The organism is uncultured Murdochiella sp. (assembly GCF_902488755.1).
Lineage (GTDB): Bacteria > Bacillota > Clostridia > Tissierellales > Peptoniphilaceae > Murdochiella.
On record NZ_CABTXF010000026.1, the window covers coordinates 1 to 18,002 of the forward strand.

The following is an 18,002-nucleotide window of genomic DNA, read 5'->3' on the forward strand; positions in this document are numbered from 1 at the left end:
CAGCTGTCCCCCCTTCACAAACAGAAGGTATTAAACGAGTAAGGCCCAAGGATTTGTCCATTCCTCCCGCCGAGAAGGCGGGAGTTTTTTTATTGCAAAGTTGGGTATAATAGGATCGTAAGCGTAAAACGTAAGGCTTTTCTTCAAGAATAGCTTGCGAACAATGAGCAGCAAACGCTGGTCGAAACACTGGACAAGGAACAGAAAAGGAGTTGTCATGGGAATTATTGATTACATCGAAGCCAAAAACAGAGAGCGTGTCAATCGCGCACGTCGTGAAGATAGTAAAAAAGTGGGTTTAGGTTTGCTCATTGGTGCAGCCATCGGCGCCGGTATCGGTATTTTGACCGCACCGCAATCCGGGGAAGAAACCCGTCAGGATATCGTTAAAAAAGCAAAAGAAGCTGGCGATGTAGTTCGTGATAAAGCGGATGAATATGTCAATCTTGCGCGCGATTTCGGCAATGATGTCGGTGAAAAAATAAGCCAGATTCGCCCCGCTATTCGCGAAAAATTGGAGGACTTGGGCGAACAGTACGAAGAATCCGTCCACGGCGTAAAAACGGAAATTGCCAAGGCAAAAGAAGAAGCGGAAGATAAAGCCGAAGCGGTAAAAGAAGGGGCGAAAAAAGCAGCCAACGATGCGGGAAAAGGCGCTAAAAATGCTGCTGAAGATGTGAAAAAGGGAGCAAAGAACGCTGCTGAGGATGTAAAGGAAGCAGCCAAAGACGTTAAAGAAGACGTTAAAGAAGCGGCGAAAAAAGCAGATAAATAACGGCGAACAGGCAGGAGGTTTGCGATGAACAACTTGACCTTAACCGTATCTGTGCAGGATGTATTGTTGTTTGCTTTGCTTGTACTGCTGATCGTTGCGGTTTTCGTGCTCATTCAGGTACTGAAAAACATTAAAACGGTGACAAGCGCATTACAAGAAGTAGTGGACAAGAACAGCGAAGAACTTGACGCAGCGGTGAAGTCCATCCCCGTATTGACGGAACGACTGGATCACACGTTGGATAAGGTGAATACCATTCTTGATGATTCTTCCGATTCCATTGTCGAGTCGCTTGCACAGGCTAAAACAACCCTGCAAAACGCCAATCGCTTAAGTAGCGATGTTGCCGACACGGTTCAGTATGTCGCAACAACGGCGGTAGATACGGCGGATCTCATTTCTTCAAACATTAATCGCGGAAATTCAACATTGAATTACGCGAAGGAAATTTTGCGCGTAGTACGCGATGTCTTACACAAATAAAAACGCTTGCGCTACAAGCGAAATTTGCGAAATCAAAAGTTGAATACTCATAAAAAGAAGTGCTCATTCTGGGCGCTTCTTTTTATGAAAAGGTTAATTCCTACGCAGGTCGATCATCTTTTTCTGTTGTATGAAAACTGGGGAAAACGTAAAGCGCAGCGGATGGTTTACTATCTTAAAAAATCCGTGCACATGGAATCGTTTTTATGGTATTCTGAATGCAGGCAGACATACAGGGAATAGAGGTGAGAGTATGGCACAACCGACAATCAAGGATGTAGCAAAATTAGCTGGAGTTTCGATCTCTACTGTCTCGCGCGTAATGAATAAATCCAAACCGGTCAGCCCGGAAGCGCAGCGTAAGGTCATCGACGCAATTAATAAGCTTGGCTTCAAGCCGAATGAATTAGCGCGCAGCCTGGTTATGAAGAAATCCAACTCAATCGGCATTCTCGTCAAAGATATTGGCATTCACTATATGGCAGAAATGATTCGTGGTGCTGAAGAAATTGGTCGCATGTATAATTACGATATTCTGCTATCCAGTACGTATGGTGAACGAGAACTGGAACAGCGTGCGATTGATTTTTTATATCGAAAGCAGGTCGAGGGCATTATCATCATTTCCGAGAGTATTGAACCGGAAACGATGGTAAAGATTAAAGAATATCGGCTGCCTTATGTGCTTCTGGATCGCTTTTACAAATCGACGGATTTGCATACGGTGACGATTCGTCATCGCGAAGCGATGAAAGAATTGACACAATATGTTCTTTCCTTAGGCAACCGTAGCGTGCGATATCTTCGCAGCAGCCTGAATTATGATTTTTCTAAAGAGCGTTCCGGCGGCTATGATGACGCGATCCGCGAGGCGGGTCTTCTCCCGATGAAGATTGATGCGGACGGGGCAGGCATTGATGCAGGGTATGCTGCGGCAAAAGAAATCACCCAGAATCTAAAGAAGGATCCTTTTGATGCGTTGATTTGTGAGAACGACGATTTGGCGATCGGTGTCATGACCTATTGTTATGATCACGATTTGCCTATTCCCAAAGCATTTCAAATTGCGGGATTTGGCGGTTCTCCCGATGTACAGATCTTCCGTCCCCAACTGACGACAATGGAAGAACCGTACTACGATATTGGGGCGGTCGCTATGCGTGCTTTAACAAAAACATTACAAGGCAAGACGACTTTAGACGAAACCTTGTATTTACCAACGCAAATCCTCATTGGTGAGTCGACAGAACAACGAAAGTAAGGTATAACGTTTTTAGCTCTTATAATTCTGAAGGAGGTTTACATGGCAGAGAAAACGGTAACGGTGGTAAATGAAACCGGTTTACATGCAAGACCGGCAGCAGCCTTGGTCCAATTCGTCAAAAACATTCCCGGCGATGTCGAGTTGGTGAAAAATGGAAAAGTGGCCAACGCAAAAAGCATCTTTAACGTGATGAGCTTGGGAATTTCAAAAGGGATGGATATTACCGTTCGCGTGAACGGCGACGACGCAGAGGAACATGTCGATCGAATTGTCGAGTTTATCACCCAACTGACAGATTGACGATAGAAGGGAGCATCTATCATGCTCCCTCTCTTTTTTTGTCCGGAACATTTTTTCGCCGAAGATGGACGTTTGCGACATAGTCGACATAGTTAAGAAAGGAGGCGAAGATGACAAGAAGAATACCGGGAATCATCGCCTCGTATGGGATAGTCATCGGCGTCGCAAAACGCTGGATTCCGGAAGAAATACCCATCCGTAATGACTGGATCCGGGAAGAGGAAGTTGCGGGGGAAGTAGAAGCGGTTAAACAAGCATTTTCCGCATTTCGACAAACGTTGGAACGGGAAAACGCGTCTTCTCCGCTTCTCTTTTCTTTACGTGAAGCACATATTGCTTTATTAGACGATCCGTATTTGTTCGAGAGCGTTGAAGAGCGTATTCGAGATAAGCACATGTCTGCGGATCGTGCGTTAGATTCCACGATTCGTCTGATGGCGGCTCAGTTGGAAGCATTGGAAGATCCTTATCTGCGTGAACGGGGGAGCGATTATCGTGATATGGGAAGAAGTCTTCTCTATCAGCTGAAAGGGCTTCCCGTTCCACGCTTAGACCATCTTTCAGCGCCTTGCATTCTTATCACCGAAGAGTTAGCGCCTTCCGATGCGCTTCATTTGGACAAATCGAATGTATTAGGCTTTACCAGTGATCGAGGCGGAGCTACCTCGCATACGGCTATGATTGCCCAGACAATGGGTATACCGGCCTTGGTGGGGGTAACAGAGCTTACTTCCTTGGTAAAAGATGGCGATCTCCTTATTCTGGATGCCGAAAACGGTGAGGTGATTGTAGAGCCGGATGCGGAAACTATTGCTTTTGTGCAGGCAAAGATGGATAGCGGAAAACGACAAAACTTGCGTTTGGCTATGACACCGCAGGAACGAGCAGTAACCAAAGATGGTCATTCCGTAGAAACCATGGTGAACATCGGTGGTTTAGAGGACTTAACGGTGGGGCTTCTTGCCGGTGCGGAGGGCGTAGGGCTGTTTCGAACCGAACTCCTCTATATGGAGCAGGATCACTTTCCTACAGAAGAAGAACAAGTGGGCATTTATCGGCAGGCTGCAGCCCTTTTAGGAGATCGTCTACTCCGTATTCGTACGTTGGATATTGGCGGAGATAAGCGATTGCCGTATTACGCTTTTCCGCGTGAAGCCAATCCGTTCCTTGGTTGGCGTGCTCTTCGTTTTTGCTTTGACAAAGAGAGCATCTTTCGGGCGCAGCTTCGCGCCATTTTACGCGCTTCCGCCGAGGGGAATGTGCAGCTCATGCTTCCCATGGTGGTCAGTCCGTCGGAAGTGTTCCGTGTAAAGCAGATGCTCGAAGAAGAAAAACAATTGCTCCGTAAGAAGAACCAGTCTTATAATGCCAATTTGCCCATAGGCATAACGGTCGAAACCCCTGCCGCTGTTCTTTTAGCGCAGGATTTGGCACAATGCTGTGACTTTTTTAGCATTGGTACCAATGATCTGACGCAATATCTGTTGGCAACAGACAGGGGAAATAATCATGTGGCCAAACTACATTCCCCGTTTCATCCTGCGGTAGTGCGATCAATAAAACAGATCGTTTCCGCGGCACACGATGCCGGCATTCCGTGCGGATTGTGTGGAAGTTTTGCAGGGAATTTACATGCAACGCCCTTGCTGTTGGGCTTAGGTTTAGACTCGCTTTCTGCACCGGCATCCATTCTTCCCCGGTTGAAAGAACGAATAAGAGGAATTACACTGAAAGAAGCAATAAAACTTGCGGATAGGGTATGCGCCATGCGTTCCACCGAAGAGATTACGCAAAGCGTTAGCGCATTTTTGCCGGTCGAGACGGAAGGGGAGAAAGAATGAAAGAAAACGGAAAGAAAATGCTCTGGATTTTCCTCGGCTGTTTTATCTTGGCATTAGCGATGAATTATTTCTTCATTCCGAATCATATTGCGGCAGGCGGAATCAGCGGATTAGCAATTGTCATCAATTACGTTTTTCCCTTTTTCAGTATCGGTACACTGATATTGGTGGGCAACGTGGTTCTTTTTATTATGGCGTTTCTCATCTTGGGAAAGCAATTCGGTCTCATGACATTAGTGGGCTCCATCTCCTATTCCATTTGGATTATCTTTTTTGAGCGGGTTGCGCCGGTAACCGAGCCCATTGTGGCGGATCAGCTTCTTGTGATTCTCATTGGCGCATCCATCAGCGGAATCGGTTTGAGCTTCGTTTTTACGCAAAATGCTTCGACCGGAGGAACCGATATTTTAGGCGCCATTTTGAATAACATTACCCATATTGGTTTAGCTAACAGTCTGTTGCTGGTAGACGCCATCGTTGTCCTTTTGGGTGGCATGTTCATTTCTTTAGAAAATGCGCTATATGCGATTGTGGCCATCTATCTTCAAGCGATGATGCTGGAAAAAATGATAGCCGGTTTCGGTCGACGCATAGTGATGAATATTACCACCTCCAAAGTGGACGAAGTAAACGAATTTATTATTGAAAAAATGCACCGCGGAACCACTATTTATAATACAGAGGGGGGCTTTTCGCGTCGTCCGCACTATGCGATTCTTTCCGTTGTTCACAACAAGGAATACATCCGCATTAAAGATTTTGTGGAAAAGACCGATCCCAGTGCCTTTGTTTTTGTCTATTCGGCAAGCGAGGTACTGGGCGAAGGCTTTACCTATGCACCCGGTCAACGTCTACCGAATCGCTTTAGTACTGCTGAAGAAAATGAGGTGGTGCAGAAGAACGCCGTACCGTTAAATGAAGAAATGGAAATGAACGAGGAAAATCATGCAGCTGGGCAAAACACAAACGCGGAAAATTAAATCCATATCCGCTCCGGGAGCAATTCTTGAGGGCAATATCCTTTTGCCGAAACGCTTTGTTCCCGAAGGAGCAAAAGTAAATGACGAAGTGGACGTTTTTCTTTTGCGCGATTCAGAGGATCGACCGATTGCGACGACTCGTCATCCTAAAGTGCAAGTTGGGGAATTAGCCCTTCTCGTAGTAAAAGACGTTTCCCGACAAGGCGCTTTTTTGGATTGGGGATTGGACAAGGATCTGTTTTTGCCCTTTCAGGAGCAGATGCACCATGTCAAAGTGGGTGAAAAGGTTCTTATCTATTGTTATCTCGATAAATCGGATCGGCTTTGTTCCACGATGCGCATAAAAAATCATTTTTCCTTCCCTAACCATCTCAAAGAAAATGACTGGGTGGATGGTGTAGTGTATGCGAATAATCCGGAGATCGGCGCTTTTGTTCTCGTTGAACAGCGCTATAACGGTCTCATTCCTGCCGATGGTTCCCGTGGCGCTTTGCGCATCGGAGAAACGGTACATGCACGTGTTGAGCGTATAAAACCGGATGGAAAAATCGACCTTAGTCTGCAGACACGCGCCCATGAACAAATGGATGCCGATTCTGCCGCTATTTTGCAGATGATAAAGGCGAACCAGGGTTTTTTACGAGTGAACGATAAGAGTGATCCTGAAACCATACGAATGTTATTCGGTTTGAGTAAAGCGCAATTTAAACGCTGTGTCGGACGATTGTTGAAACAGGGACGCATTGTTTTTTGTGAAGATGGTATTGCGCTTCGATAAGTGGAGAAGAACAAAGGGGACAATGGCTTCCCAATACGTCAAAGAGAGGAGAAAACATGGACAATCCGATTTTAGCCCGTGTCGGTGAGAGAGCGATTACGAAACAAGAGGTGGACGAATTGCGAAAACTCCTGGGTGAACAGGCGCAACATTTCGACGGAGAAGAAGGAGATTCTCGCTTGTTGGAAGAAATCATCCATCAGGAGCTGCTCTATCGCGATGCGATAGATAAACACATTGACGAAGAAGAGGCGTTCAAGCAGCAGTTGGATCAACAGATCGATGCGATGAAAAAGCAGCTTTTGCAGCAGTACGCCTTGCAAAAATTGCTTTCCGCTGTGCAGGTGTTGCCACAGGACGTGGAAGAGTATTACCGTGCGAACGAAGAGCATTTTAGTGAGGAAGAGAAAAAGAATCCGGACAAACAGAAATCACAGATTTATATGCAGCTTTTGTTGCTTCGTCAACAGGCTACCTATGTGAATTACACCGCTACATTAGAGAAGACTTATCCTGTTACGCGCATGAGCGCGTCCGAAGAAAAGGAGGAAAACCATGAGTGAGCAAACTATCTTTGAAAGCCATCCTATTTTTACGTATTTCTATCGCATGAACCAAATTCCTCGCGGTTCCGGAAACGAACAGGCAATAAGCGATGCGCTGACCGCATGGGGAAAAGAAAAGGGATGGAAGACGGAACAGGACAAGGCAGGCAATGTTCGTATGACCAAACCTGCATCATCCGGCTTTGAAAATGCTCCAAGAATTATTATGCAGGGACACATGGACATGGTCTGTGTGAAAGGAAAAGGCGTGGAGCACGACTTCACCCGTGATCCAATTGCAATGGAAGAAAAAGACGGCTGGCTTCATGGCATCGGAACGACGCTTGGCGCAGATGATGGCATTGGCGTAGCTATGGGACTGGCGATTCTTGATGAACAAATGGATATGCCGGAAACTACTCTTGTCGTTACCACGGATGAAGAGGAGGGCATGAACGGTGTTCTATCGCTTTCCCCATCATGGCTGGATGCCGATATGCTCATAAACATTGATTCCGAAGAAGAAGGATTTGTCACCTGCGGATGTGCAGGCGGTGCGACAGGCGAATTTACCATGCCGCTTACGCGCGAAACACTTTCCGGGCAAAGTGGTCTGCACATTACCATTACGGGGATGAATGGCGGTCATTCGGGACAGAATATTTTAGCGGAACCCCATAACGCCTGCAAAGTTATGGCGCAGTTTTTACATTCTCTTTTGCAGACCGCGCCCCTTCGCATCGTGCGCTACCATAGCGGTGAGAAGCACAATGCCATTCCTAATGAAGCGCAGGTATGGATCAGCTTTTCAGCTGATGACGAAGAGAACATAAAACAAGGAATCAGGCAGATTTGGACGACTACACAGGAACACCTGTTAAAACAAGAACCCGATATTGCGATCCATGTCGATTCCTATACTCCGGATGATGCGCCCCTTAGTGCGGAATCGACCAAGCAACTGTTGAATCTGATTGATGTTTTGCCGCACGGGGTTTACCGGATGCGTGAAGACGGTAAAAATGTCCTTGCCTCGGACAATTTAGCGATTGTGGATACGAAGGAAGACTATGCGGATGTGATGGTTTCTGTTCGTTCCAGTTCTGAAGAGGTGCTCAGCGAGTTAAAGGAAAAGATCGATCAGGCGGTGCATACTTTTGAAGGTAAAGGTAGCTATGGCGATGTTTATCCGGCATGGGAATTAGCAGAAGTTTCTGCACTGCGTGAGCTCTTCTTGGAAACGTATCGTAAAGAAACCGGAAAAGAAGCGGAAGTGTTGGATATTCACGCGGGATTGGAATGCGGCCTATTTGCCCAGTATAATCCTTCGTTGGACATGATTTCGATCGGACCGGATATTGAAGGGGCGCATACGACAAGTGAGCGCCTGAACATTGCTTCGACCATCAACACGTATTCTATTTTGAAAAAACTGATCGCGCGCATCGCCACAATGCGCTGAAATGTGTATAATGAAGAAGGCAGAGCATTTCCCATATCAAGCATAAGGAGGTCCGCCATGACGGAGGAAAAAAACAAGGATTTAGAGCCGGAAACGGTTGATTTGGACGAGGAAGAATGGGATTTGGACGAAGAGGATCATATCGTTCTCACCCTTGATGACGACACGGAATTGGAATGCGTCGTTTTGGATATTTTCCCGTTTCATGATAAAGAATATATTGCCCTCTTTCCTGTAAGCGAAGAAGAGGAGGAAGAAGGCATCCTTCTCTATGAATATGCAGAAAGCGAAGACGGCGAAGAGATCGAACTGTCGCAGATTGAATCGGAAGAAGACTACAATGCTGTGGCGGATGAGTTTGATCGCCTTTTAGCCGAAGAGGAAGAAGACGATGAATGCGGATGCGGATGTGGCTGTGATCATTCGCATGAGGAAAAGTGAGAGGGGGATGCGGTGATTCAGTTAGTATTGGGACCGAGCGGAAGCGGTAAAACGACGCGCATGATTGATCAGGCTAATGAAGAGCATAAATCGCACAGTGGTCATCTCGTTTTTGTGGACAATGATGATTCGCAGATGTTTCGGCTGGATCATTCGGTTCGTCTGATCAATATGAAGCAGTATCACATTCATACCATGGATCGTCTTTATGGTCTGTTAGCCGGTATGTTGGCGAGAGATTTTGACATTGAGCGTGTATTCATTGACGGCTTACATGCCGAAGTATTGCAAGAAGGCGACTTTGAAGAAAATCTTAAAGCGCTTGTCACGCTCTCCTCTGAGAACAATGCCGATTTTCTTATCGGTCTGAACATCAAACCGGAGGACATTCCTAAGGTGGACGGCATCGAAATGGTTGATCTTTGGGAAGCATAACGAAGCGAAGCGCATTCCACAGGGAATGCGCTTTTTCTTTTTGGGAAAGGAAATTCGATGCGAGAACTGACCGTGGGAACGAATGACGGCGAGCAGCGTTTAGATCGCTTTTTGCTAAAGGTATTCCCCCGAGCGACGACCTCATTCATACAAAAGAAGATTCGCCAAAAAAAGATTAAAGTGAATCATGTGCGGGCTGAGTCCGGTACGTTTTTACATGAAGGGGATTTGGTACAGATTTATCTCTATGAAGAGATTCTGCATCCCTTAGAAGAGCGGCGTGCCATACCAACGTCTTCTCTTCGCCTTTCCTATGCATACGACGGAGCACAATTCAGTGTAATTGATAAGCCGGCAGGCGTGTTATCGCATCCGGCTGATCCCAGGGACTACGGAAAAACCGTCGTCGATGCATTTGTCCACGATCGGATTGTGTCCGGAGAATATGTTCCACGCAGAGAAAAAAGCTTTACACCGGCGTTGGTCAATCGTCTCGATATGCAGACGGCGGGATTGCTCATCGGTGCGAAAAGTCATTCAGCGATGTTGCTCTTACAGCAAGGGCTGCGCGACGGACGCATTGAAAAGCATTATTTAGCCTATGTGGAAGGCATTATTGACTGCGAAGAAGTCATTACGCTTCCTCTACGCACCGAAAGAGGAAAAAGTGTAGTCGATCCGAATGGGAAACCCTGCGTTACGCATGTTTCTCCCGTGAAAACCGGTAACGGGTTTTCTCTTATCGCCATACGTTTGGAGACCGGACGCACGCATCAGATTCGTGCGCATCTTTCTGCTTCGGGGCATCCGCTCATCGGGGATCGTCCTTATGGCGCGACGTTTCGCACGAATGTATTTAAGCACCATCTTCTGCTCTCCTCGCATTTGCTGTTTCATGACGGCGAACCGCTTGCGCTCCCCACGCCATTCAACGTATACTCAAAGCAGACGGAACAATTCAAAGCGTTATGGTCAACGATTGCTTCCTAATGATGCGTTTTTTACTTACAGGAGAAAAAATATGTCCATTAAAATTCTTCTTGTGGAGGATGAAGCCCCCATTAGAATGTTTACAAAGATAAATTTAGAGAATGAAGGTTTTCAGATTATTGAAGCGGAAAGCGGAGAAATCGGTGTAGATTTAGCACGAAGCGAGCATCCGGATATTGTTGTGCTCGATCTCATGCTGCCCGGTATGAGCGGTTACGATGTTTGCAGTATTTTGCGTTCGGAAATGCCACATATTGGGATTATCATGCTTACGGCAAAGTCGCAGGAAATTGACCGCATTTTGGGGTTGGAAAAAGGAACCGATGATTATATGGTCAAACCCTTTAATCCTCATGAATTAGTTCTGCGGGTGCGCTCGCTCATTCGACGTTTGAAGTTAGACGAAGAATCCACAGGCGCAAAGGCGATTTCGTCAAGCCTGACCGACGGACCGTTCACTTTAGATCTGTATGCGCGCACTTTTTCTAAAAATGGTGATCCTATCGATTTGACGCCGACGGAACTGGCGATTATCAAAATGTTCATGACGCATCCCGGAAAAGCACTCAGCCGTGAGGAAATTCTGCATCATGCTTGGGGAGAAGATTACCGCGGAGAAAGTAAAATTGTGGATGTCAATGTTCGTCGTATTCGTGCAAAAATTGAGGATAATGCGGCGAAGCCGGCGTTTTTGGAGACGGTATGGGGGGTCGGATACCGGTGGAAAAAGAGCGAATAACCAATATTACCGACTTAATCGGCGTGCGCATAATGGGGCTTTTTTTGACTGCCATTTTGCTCGTTGCCATTGTCTTTGAGATGTTTTATATCCAGTCGCTTTACAGTTATTATTACGATAACGTGAGCGGTGTCTTAGAATCACAGGCGCGCTATAGTGCGGAGCTATTCCTGAGTTATGTCTCGGATGATGACCTGCACACCATCGTACTGGAAAATAAAAATCAATTCTATCGTTCCAATACGATGCAGGTGCAGATTCTAAATAACGATGGGACGGTTCTCTTTGATAGCCGGGGAACGTCTCTTCCCGGAAAAAAAGTCAATGCGAAAGACGTACAAATGGCGCAAAAGAATACGACGGGAATCATGGTGGGAAGAGTTTCCTATTCGGATGAACCGGTGATGTGCCTTTCGTATCCTTTGCGCAATCAGACCGATCAGGTGGGTATGATTCGGTTAACCACGTCTTTATCCGGTGTTAATTCACTGATTCTTCAGCGGATATGGCCTTCTCTGCTTTTTGCTTTTCTGATGATTGCTTCCGTTGCATTACTCTCGTTTCTTATGTCCCGATCCATTGTGCGACCGATTCATAATTTAACGGCTGTCGCCCTGAAGTTTTCGGATGGGCAATACGAAGAGCGTGCGGATGAAACACCCCGTGGTGAAATCGGCGAATTGGCGCGAACGATGAACCTCATGAGCGATAATATTCGAGAGAAGGAAGAGTTGAAGAATGAGTTTATTTCTTCCGTCTCTCATGAGCTGCGTACACCCCTTACTTCCATCAAAGGGTGGGCGATTACCCTGCAAACAGAGGGTATAAAGCCGGAAATTGTTGGGGAAGGACTCAAAATCATCGAAAAAGAATCGGAGCGATTGGGCGCAATGGTTGAGGACCTCTTGGATTTCTCTCGTTTTTCCTCCGGACGAATCAAGCTGAGCAAAAGTCGCTTTAATTTAGTAGAAGTATCCAATCATATTTTGCTGCAGATGCGTCCGCGCATCGAGGAAAAGCATATCAATATGAACTATAGCTATGCACAAAACAGTATAGAGATCATTGGGGATGAAGGGCGCATTAAACAGGTTCTTCTCAATCTTTTGGATAACGCGATCAAATTTACCGATGAGGAAGGAACCATCTATCTTACGATTGATACGGATCCGCAACAGGTCATCCTCAGCGTTACGGACACAGGCATTGGCATTTCGGAAGAAGAGATTGGTTTTGTAACGGAAAAGTTTTGGAAGGGCAAGACCTCTCGTTCGCATACCGGCTTGGGGCTTTCCATCTGCGAAGAAATTGTAAAAGCACATGGCGGTGAGCTTACCATCAAGAGTAAGCTGGGGATGGGGACAAGTGTCACCTTTACCTTACCGAGGCTGGAAGACAGCGAACAAAAGGAGGAAGAAGCATGAAACGGGTGTATAGAGTTTTGCTTTTACTTGCTTTCTTTTTGTTAGTGGGCTGCACAGCCTCAAATGAACGCGCTGTGAATGACTTAATGTCAGCGCTTCGTTCACCGGAACTCCGATCGCTTCCGCTGGAAGGAATATGGCAGGTCACACACATCATTGAACGAGACCAAAACGAAAAAATAGAAGCCACTCGTCAGGTGGGTGATAATCTCTACATCGATTCGGAAATGGTTGCTTTTGGCGATGCCGTCACCGTTTCGCCGACGTTCTCTTCTAAATCGGTGAAACTGCAAGATTACCTTTCGATGCGTTACATCAAGGAGGATTTTGGGGTTGACGCGGAATCGAACGTTTTTATTACCATGATTCGGGAAGCCGATCTCTTTTCCATGGATTTGATTCTGCTTCCGGACCGACATCTTGCGTACATTAGCGGTTCACATATTTACGTTTTGGAACAGACAAACGGCGTGGTACCTGCGCGGGAAAAAGAGAGGATTCGTCAGCAGGCAAAAGGCGACGCAACGCGAGACCAAGAGACTTCTTACGCCAGTCACATCACGACGGTGCTGAGCCTGCGAACGAAAAAGATCAGCGATTCCGGAATCGCCTATTATGATTATGCTTCCTATCTTGTAGCTGACCATCCTGAGTTGGATCGTCCGTTGGTGTATAAGATGGATCAGTTGTTCGTCTATTCGGCGGACAATATTGCATGGCTTTTAGATTATACGCCACAAGAGGCAGATAACAATAACGGTGTGATGAACGGAACATTTACGTTTCACTCCACCCGTGATACTGACCGAGATAATCAACAGGTTCTTTTTGACCAGTTGGGACGCGGAATCACGTTCATCGACGGCAATACCATATCGTTTGATAAACCGAGTCAGTATCCTGCGCAAAAGGATACACCCAAAAAATATGAGATTCAGCGTTTGGATAAACTTTCAGAAGATCGTCCGCTCACGGTAACCGAGATTGGAGGCGAGAAGGAAAGCGAAGGGCTGAAGCAACAGGTGAATGCGCAGCTGGAGTTTTTGGATCCAGCAGGAGAAGTGGATCCCAAATTATTCCCTGTGGATGAAGCGAATATTGGCATTGTGCGCCGAAATCTCAACTGGGGTTTTGTCACCAGTATGAATTGGCGCGTAGGGGATAAACTTTTCCCTTCGCTCATCAATATTGAACTTGTACCTCTGGTAAAGATGTTTAATGCGCCGAGCGAATCTATCTCTTGGACGAGAGTGACGAACAAGGTTCCTTTAGCGACTACAGCGTCCTCTTCTCCGGCATCTGACCGCCTCTGGATAAAGACAGAAGATGAACTGCTATACTATCGTTCAACAGCCAGTCATATTGAAGACCATTCTCTGCTTTCCCTGCAGATTGGAAAAGACGCAGAGCTCATCGGCGTGCGCTTTTTTTACGATGAACAGGGAAAACAGGTACAGGAACAATTCATAAAACAAGATCTGACACCACCGCAGGTTCTTTATACCGAGGCTAATACACTACGTCAAGTTGTGCAGGAATAAAAGGAATCAAATAAGAGAGAGTGGAACGCCGCTTTTGTTTTTCCTTAAAAGCTCCTCCTTCTTCGTACGGGGGAGCTTTTTGATGGTGGCTTCCGTCATTAAAGCATCGCGTTTACTGGTGCAGGGCCAGTATCCAGCGAGGGATACCGGTAAATGCGATCGGGTATATTTTGCTCCACGTCCATTCGCATGGGCTTCAAGCCGCTTTTGCGGATTATCTGTATAACCGGTATACAAGCTGTCATCTCCGCAGCGAAGCATATAAACATAAAATTGTTTCTCGCTCATCACTCGTTTCCTTCTTTAAGAACATGGAGTACGTCATTTACGGAAAAGCCTCGACGGCAAAGTGCCTGTACGGTTCGGTTAAATTCCTTCTCATCGGTTAAATCGCGTCGAGCATATTTCTTTTCGACGAGCGTGCGCAACACCTCTTGTTCATCCGATGCAGGAATTTCCTCCAGTATGCTGTTTATCACAGCATACTCGATTCCTTTTTCGCGTAACGCGGCGGCAATATGACGACGACTCCATCCTTTTCGCTGTTTTTCCTGCATGTAGCGACGGGCATACAATCCATCGTCCAACCAACCGTTATGGGTTAGTTTTTCCACAACCTGCTCCTGTATGGATGTCGGTATTTTGTCGCGACGCAAACGCTGTTTCACTTCGTTTGCAGTGCGTGGTTTATAACTGACAAAGCGCAAACCGATGGAAAACGCGCGAAAACGGGCATCTTCGGATACTATAAGCTCTTCCTGTTCTGCGGAAGGCTCTGCCGGAGCGTGCAGACCAAGTTTTTGATAAACATCATACGAAACGAGCAGTTCTCTGCCGTCGTCGCAGGTAAAAACGAACCCGTTTTTCTGGTCATCAAAGAGGATGCGAATGATAATCATAATTTCTCCTTTTCCTGATTATAGCATTCGACAGAGACGGAATGGGACACCTTGATGTTCCATTTGTGATAGACTGCTCAAAGACATGACAAAAAACACTTACTTAGTAGACAAAGGAAAGTCGAAGTGACGAAAAAAGAAAGGGTTCAAAATGGCAGAATTAAAATATGAAGTGGTAGAGCGTTTGGGCGTGCTCAGTGAAGATGCCAAAGGATGGAAAAAGGAATTAAACTTAGTTTCTTGGAATGAGCGTGAAGCGAAATACGATTTGCGCAGTTGGAATGCGGACCATACACGCATGAGCAAAGGCATTACGCTTACAAAAGAAGAAGTGGAAATATTGGCTTCGCTTTTGCAGGAAGAAGTCGCTCATGACTGACCCGGAAAGAGAAGTAGAAGTTAAGCTCATCGGCATGGATGCGCAGGCGTTTGAAAGAGAACTTTTAGCGCACGGGGCAGTATTTGATGTCGAAGAACACCAAACCAATATTCATCTCGATTCCTCCGAGCATCCTTTACCATCTTCTGCGCATATGCGCATCCGCCTCATCGAAGTGGATGGGAAAGTGAGGAAACGAGAGTGGACGTATAAAAAGCGCCTGCAATGTGAAGAATGCCGTGTAAATGATGAGTATACTGTAGAAATTACAGACGAAAATTCCCTGCGCCTTTTGCTGCAGCAGTTAGGATATGATAAACAGATTACGATGCATAAAGTGCGTCGTCGGTATCTTTTGGCGGATTATCGCATTGAATTTGACGAATGGGATAAAGAAAGTTTTCCCTTTCCCTATATTGAAGTGGAAGCATCAACGCCTGAACGATTGCGTGCCTTTTATTCGCTGTTTTCCATTCCCGAAGAGAAGGTTTCTGCGCTTTCCATTTCCGAATTAAAATCGGCATGGGAAAAGGGAACGCTTGTGATTTAATCTGACTATCGAATGAAGTTAGAGGAACTCTTCTACAAATTGGCAATGAATGGCGTGTTTTTTGACACGCCTTCTTTACGCCGCTATAATGAGGAAAGGCAGGTTTCCACCTGCTTTATTTTTATAAGGAAGTGAGCGAAGAGCATGACGGAACAAACGATCTTAACCCAAGAGGGATACACGAAGCTGCAAGAAGAATTGGAATATCTTAAATCCACTCGACGTGCGGAAGTTTCCGAGCATTTGAAAGTGGCGCGCGGTTTTGGTGATTTGTCAGAAAATGCGGAATACGATGCGGCAAAAGAAGAACAGCGTCAATTGGAAGAACGCATTATCGTCATTGAACAGCAGCTAAAAAGCGCGCAGGTAATCAAGAAAGACGCTTCTTCGGCAAAGGATACCGTTCATCTTGGTTCAACGGTAAAGGTGTTGGATACAGAATACAACGAGGAGATGACCTTTACCATTGTTGGCACGGTGGAAGCGAATCCAAAGAAGAATAAGATTTCCAATGAATCGCCGTTGGGCGCTATGTTATTAGGTGCAAAAGAAGGCGATGAGCTTGTTGTTGAAACACCAGGAGAAAGCATTAAGTATCGCGTTTTGGAAATTGAGCGGTAGAGGAGGACACATGACGAAGCAGAGATCCGACAATGAAATGCTTGCCATTCGCCGTGAAAAGCTGAAGGCTTTACGGGAAGCCGGAAAAGACCCGCATACCATCACGAAAGTGGATGTTACCGCGCACGCAGGAAATGTGCAGGAGCATTTTACGGATTGGGAAGGAAAAACGGTTTGCATGGCGGGACGACTTTTGGCAAAGCGTGGTCATGGCAAAATGAGTTTTTTGGATTTGCAGGATGCAACGGGTAAAATTCAGCTGATTTGTCGCGAGAACATCATGGGAGAAGAATTCTTTTCCGTGGTGCGTGATTTGGATCTTGGAGATATTGTTTCTGTCGAAGGCGAGATTCTGCGCTCTGACCGAGGAGAAATCTCGGTTTCGGCACAAAACGTGACGCTGCTAACCAAAGCGTTGGCGCAGCTGCCGGAAAAATTCCACGGTCTAAAAGATCAGGATCTGCGCTATCGTGAACGGTATGTCGATCTCATCGTCAATCCCGAAGTCAAGGACGTCTTTGTGAAACGCACAAAGATTCTTTCGGGTATTCGTCGTTATCTGGATGACCATGGTTATTTAGCGGTCGAAACGCCTATTCTTAATACGATTTCCGGTGGGGCGAATGCCCGTCCGTTCATTACCCATCATAATACGTTGGACATCGATATGTACCTTCGAATTGCGAATGAGCTTTACTTAAAACGTCTCATTGTCGGAGGATTTGACGGCGTATATGAAATGGGACGGATGTTCCGTAATGAGGGAATGGATACGAAGCATAATCCCGAATACACCGCAATCGAGCTTTACAAAGCCTATACGGATTATGAAGGGATGATGAAACTATGCGAAGATATGCTTTCGACTGTTGCCGAAGAAGTTTGCGGCAGTACTAAAGTAGACTATCAGGGAGAAAGCCTTGATTTTCGTCCACCCTGGAAGCGTATGACCATGACCGAAGCCGTTCGGGAATATGCGCACGTAGATTTTGATCAGGTGCAAAGCGACGAAGACGCTAGGGCGTTGGCAAAGGCGCACAATATCGAAACGCAGGCTACGGATGGAAAAGGAAAAATTCTGCAGTATTTCTTTGATGCGTATGTAGAAGAACACCTTCGTCAACCGACCTTTATCTATGAGTATCCCGTGGAGATCAGCCCCTTGGCAAAGCGGATGCCGAATAAACCGGAGATGACGGAACGTTTTGAAGCATTCGTCTGCGGAAGTGAGATTGGAAACGCCTTTTCGGAACTCAATGATGCGGAGGATCAGCGCGGACGATTCGAACACCAAGTTGCCTTGCGTGAAGCCGGTGACGAAGAAGCCGGCATGATGGACGAAGACTTCCTGCACGCTTTGGAAGTGGGTCTTCCGCCGACAGGAGGTATGGGTCTGGGCATTGACCGTATTGTGATGTTCCTCACCAATCAAACCTCGATCCGCGATGTTTTGTTGTTCCCAACGATGAAACCCATAGGCAAAAAAGATGAGGAAAATCAAGGTTTTTAGGAGTTCGTGAATCAAAAGGACAACAAAAAGACAACATTTTTGACA

At 46.3% G+C, this 18,002-nt stretch carries 21 protein-coding genes; 19 read left to right on the top strand and 2 right to left on the bottom strand.

Annotation, left to right across the window (positions count from 1 at the left end):
• Positions 1–217: 217 nt before the first annotated feature.
• The 15 genes from RDL68_RS04000 to RDL68_RS04070 all read left to right on the top strand — a co-directional run bounded on the left by RDL68_RS04000 (position 218) and on the right by RDL68_RS04070 (position 13,998).
• Positions 218–775 carry a YtxH domain-containing protein gene (locus RDL68_RS04000; RefSeq protein WP_308540390.1) on the top strand — a complete coding sequence of 186 codons (558 nt, stop codon included), beginning with the start codon at positions 218–220 and terminating at the stop codon, positions 773–775.
• A gap of 24 nt (positions 776–799) precedes the next feature.
• Positions 800–1,258 (top strand): hypothetical protein, encoded by a 459-nt coding sequence (locus RDL68_RS04005; RefSeq protein ID WP_308540391.1) that lies wholly within the window; start codon positions 800–802, stop codon positions 1,256–1,258.
• A gap of 253 nt (positions 1,259–1,511) precedes the next feature.
• A complete protein-coding gene (locus RDL68_RS04010) occupies positions 1,512–2,519 on the top strand; it encodes a LacI family DNA-binding transcriptional regulator (protein WP_308540392.1) in 1,008 nt (335 codons plus the stop codon).
• A 42-nt stretch (positions 2,520–2,561) separates the two neighbouring features.
• Positions 2,562–2,822, top strand: coding sequence for an HPr family phosphocarrier protein (locus tag RDL68_RS04015; RefSeq protein WP_308540393.1), 261 nt, complete (start codon positions 2,562–2,564; stop codon positions 2,820–2,822).
• Positions 2,823–2,932: 110 nt separating this feature from the next.
• The gene (gene ptsP, locus RDL68_RS04020; RefSeq protein WP_308540394.1) at positions 2,933–4,663 is read left to right on the top strand and encodes a phosphoenolpyruvate--protein phosphotransferase; all 1,731 of its coding nucleotides are present in this window, start codon (positions 2,933–2,935) and stop codon (positions 4,661–4,663) included.
• Complete coding sequence (locus RDL68_RS04025) at positions 4,660–5,643, top strand: YitT family protein (RefSeq protein WP_308540395.1); 984 nt, start codon at positions 4,660–4,662, stop codon at positions 5,641–5,643. The genes ptsP and RDL68_RS04025 overlap by 4 nt, the downstream gene beginning before the upstream one ends.
• Complete coding sequence (locus tag RDL68_RS04030) at positions 5,609–6,421, top strand: S1-like domain-containing RNA-binding protein (protein WP_308540396.1); 813 nt, start codon at positions 5,609–5,611, stop codon at positions 6,419–6,421. The genes RDL68_RS04025 and RDL68_RS04030 overlap by 35 nt, the downstream gene beginning before the upstream one ends.
• 56 nt (positions 6,422–6,477) lie before the next feature.
• Entirely contained in the window at positions 6,478–6,984 is a 507-nt protein-coding gene (locus RDL68_RS04035; RefSeq protein ID WP_308540397.1) for a hypothetical protein, read from the top strand.
• Positions 6,977–8,428 carry a beta-Ala-His dipeptidase gene (pepD, locus tag RDL68_RS04040; RefSeq protein ID WP_308540398.1) on the top strand — a complete coding sequence of 484 codons (1,452 nt, stop codon included), beginning with the start codon at positions 6,977–6,979 and terminating at the stop codon, positions 8,426–8,428. Before RDL68_RS04035 ends, pepD begins: the two co-directional genes overlap by 8 nt.
• Before the next feature lie 57 nt (positions 8,429–8,485).
• The gene (locus RDL68_RS04045; RefSeq protein ID WP_308540399.1) at positions 8,486–8,869 is read left to right on the top strand and encodes a DUF1292 domain-containing protein; all 384 of its coding nucleotides are present in this window, start codon (positions 8,486–8,488) and stop codon (positions 8,867–8,869) included.
• Positions 8,870–8,881: 12 nt separating this feature from the next.
• Positions 8,882–9,304: a hypothetical protein gene (locus tag RDL68_RS04050; protein ID WP_308540400.1), complete on the top strand. Its 423-nt coding sequence runs from the start codon at positions 8,882–8,884 to the stop codon at positions 9,302–9,304.
• A gap of 57 nt (positions 9,305–9,361) precedes the next feature.
• A complete protein-coding gene (locus tag RDL68_RS04055; RefSeq protein ID WP_308540401.1) occupies positions 9,362–10,294 on the top strand; it encodes an RluA family pseudouridine synthase in 933 nt (310 codons plus the stop codon).
• Between the two features lie 31 nt (positions 10,295–10,325).
• On the top strand, positions 10,326–11,033 hold the full coding sequence (locus tag RDL68_RS04060) for a response regulator transcription factor (protein ID WP_308540402.1): 708 nt from the start codon (positions 10,326–10,328) through the stop codon (positions 11,031–11,033).
• A complete protein-coding gene (locus tag RDL68_RS04065; RefSeq protein WP_308540403.1) occupies positions 10,997–12,457 on the top strand; it encodes an ATP-binding protein in 1,461 nt (486 codons plus the stop codon). The genes RDL68_RS04060 and RDL68_RS04065 overlap by 37 nt, the downstream gene beginning before the upstream one ends.
• Entirely contained in the window at positions 12,454–13,998 is a 1,545-nt protein-coding gene (locus tag RDL68_RS04070) for a hypothetical protein (protein ID WP_308540404.1), read from the top strand. The genes RDL68_RS04065 and RDL68_RS04070 overlap by 4 nt, the downstream gene beginning before the upstream one ends.
• A gap of 6 nt (positions 13,999–14,004) precedes the next feature.
• On the opposite strand, the gene RDL68_RS04075 is transcribed toward RDL68_RS04070, so the two are convergent.
• Both RDL68_RS04075 and RDL68_RS04080 read right to left on the bottom strand, forming a co-directional pair.
• Positions 14,005–14,286, bottom strand: coding sequence for a GIY-YIG nuclease family protein (locus tag RDL68_RS04075; protein ID WP_308540405.1), 282 nt, complete (start codon positions 14,284–14,286; stop codon positions 14,005–14,007).
• Positions 14,286–14,897: a regulatory protein RecX gene (locus RDL68_RS04080; RefSeq protein ID WP_308540406.1), complete on the bottom strand. Its 612-nt coding sequence runs from the start codon at positions 14,895–14,897 to the stop codon at positions 14,286–14,288. The genes RDL68_RS04075 and RDL68_RS04080 overlap by 1 nt, the downstream gene beginning before the upstream one ends.
• A gap of 151 nt (positions 14,898–15,048) precedes the next feature.
• On the opposite strand from RDL68_RS04080, the gene RDL68_RS04085 reads away from it, so the two are divergent.
• The 4 genes from RDL68_RS04085 (at position 15,049) to lysS (ending at position 17,957) form a co-directional block, all read left to right on the top strand.
• Complete coding sequence (locus tag RDL68_RS04085; RefSeq protein ID WP_308540407.1) at positions 15,049–15,276, top strand: PC4/YdbC family ssDNA-binding protein; 228 nt, start codon at positions 15,049–15,051, stop codon at positions 15,274–15,276.
• Entirely contained in the window at positions 15,269–15,826 is a 558-nt protein-coding gene (locus RDL68_RS04090) for a class IV adenylate cyclase (RefSeq protein ID WP_308540408.1), read from the top strand. The genes RDL68_RS04085 and RDL68_RS04090 overlap by 8 nt, the downstream gene beginning before the upstream one ends.
• A 144-nt stretch (positions 15,827–15,970) precedes the next feature.
• On the top strand, positions 15,971–16,447 hold the full coding sequence (greA, locus tag RDL68_RS04095) for a transcription elongation factor GreA (protein ID WP_308540409.1): 477 nt from the start codon (positions 15,971–15,973) through the stop codon (positions 16,445–16,447).
• A 10-nt stretch (positions 16,448–16,457) separates the two neighbouring features.
• Complete coding sequence (gene lysS, locus RDL68_RS04100) at positions 16,458–17,957, top strand: lysine--tRNA ligase (protein ID WP_308540410.1); 1,500 nt, start codon at positions 16,458–16,460, stop codon at positions 17,955–17,957.
• The last annotated feature ends 45 nt before the right edge of the window (positions 17,958–18,002 follow it).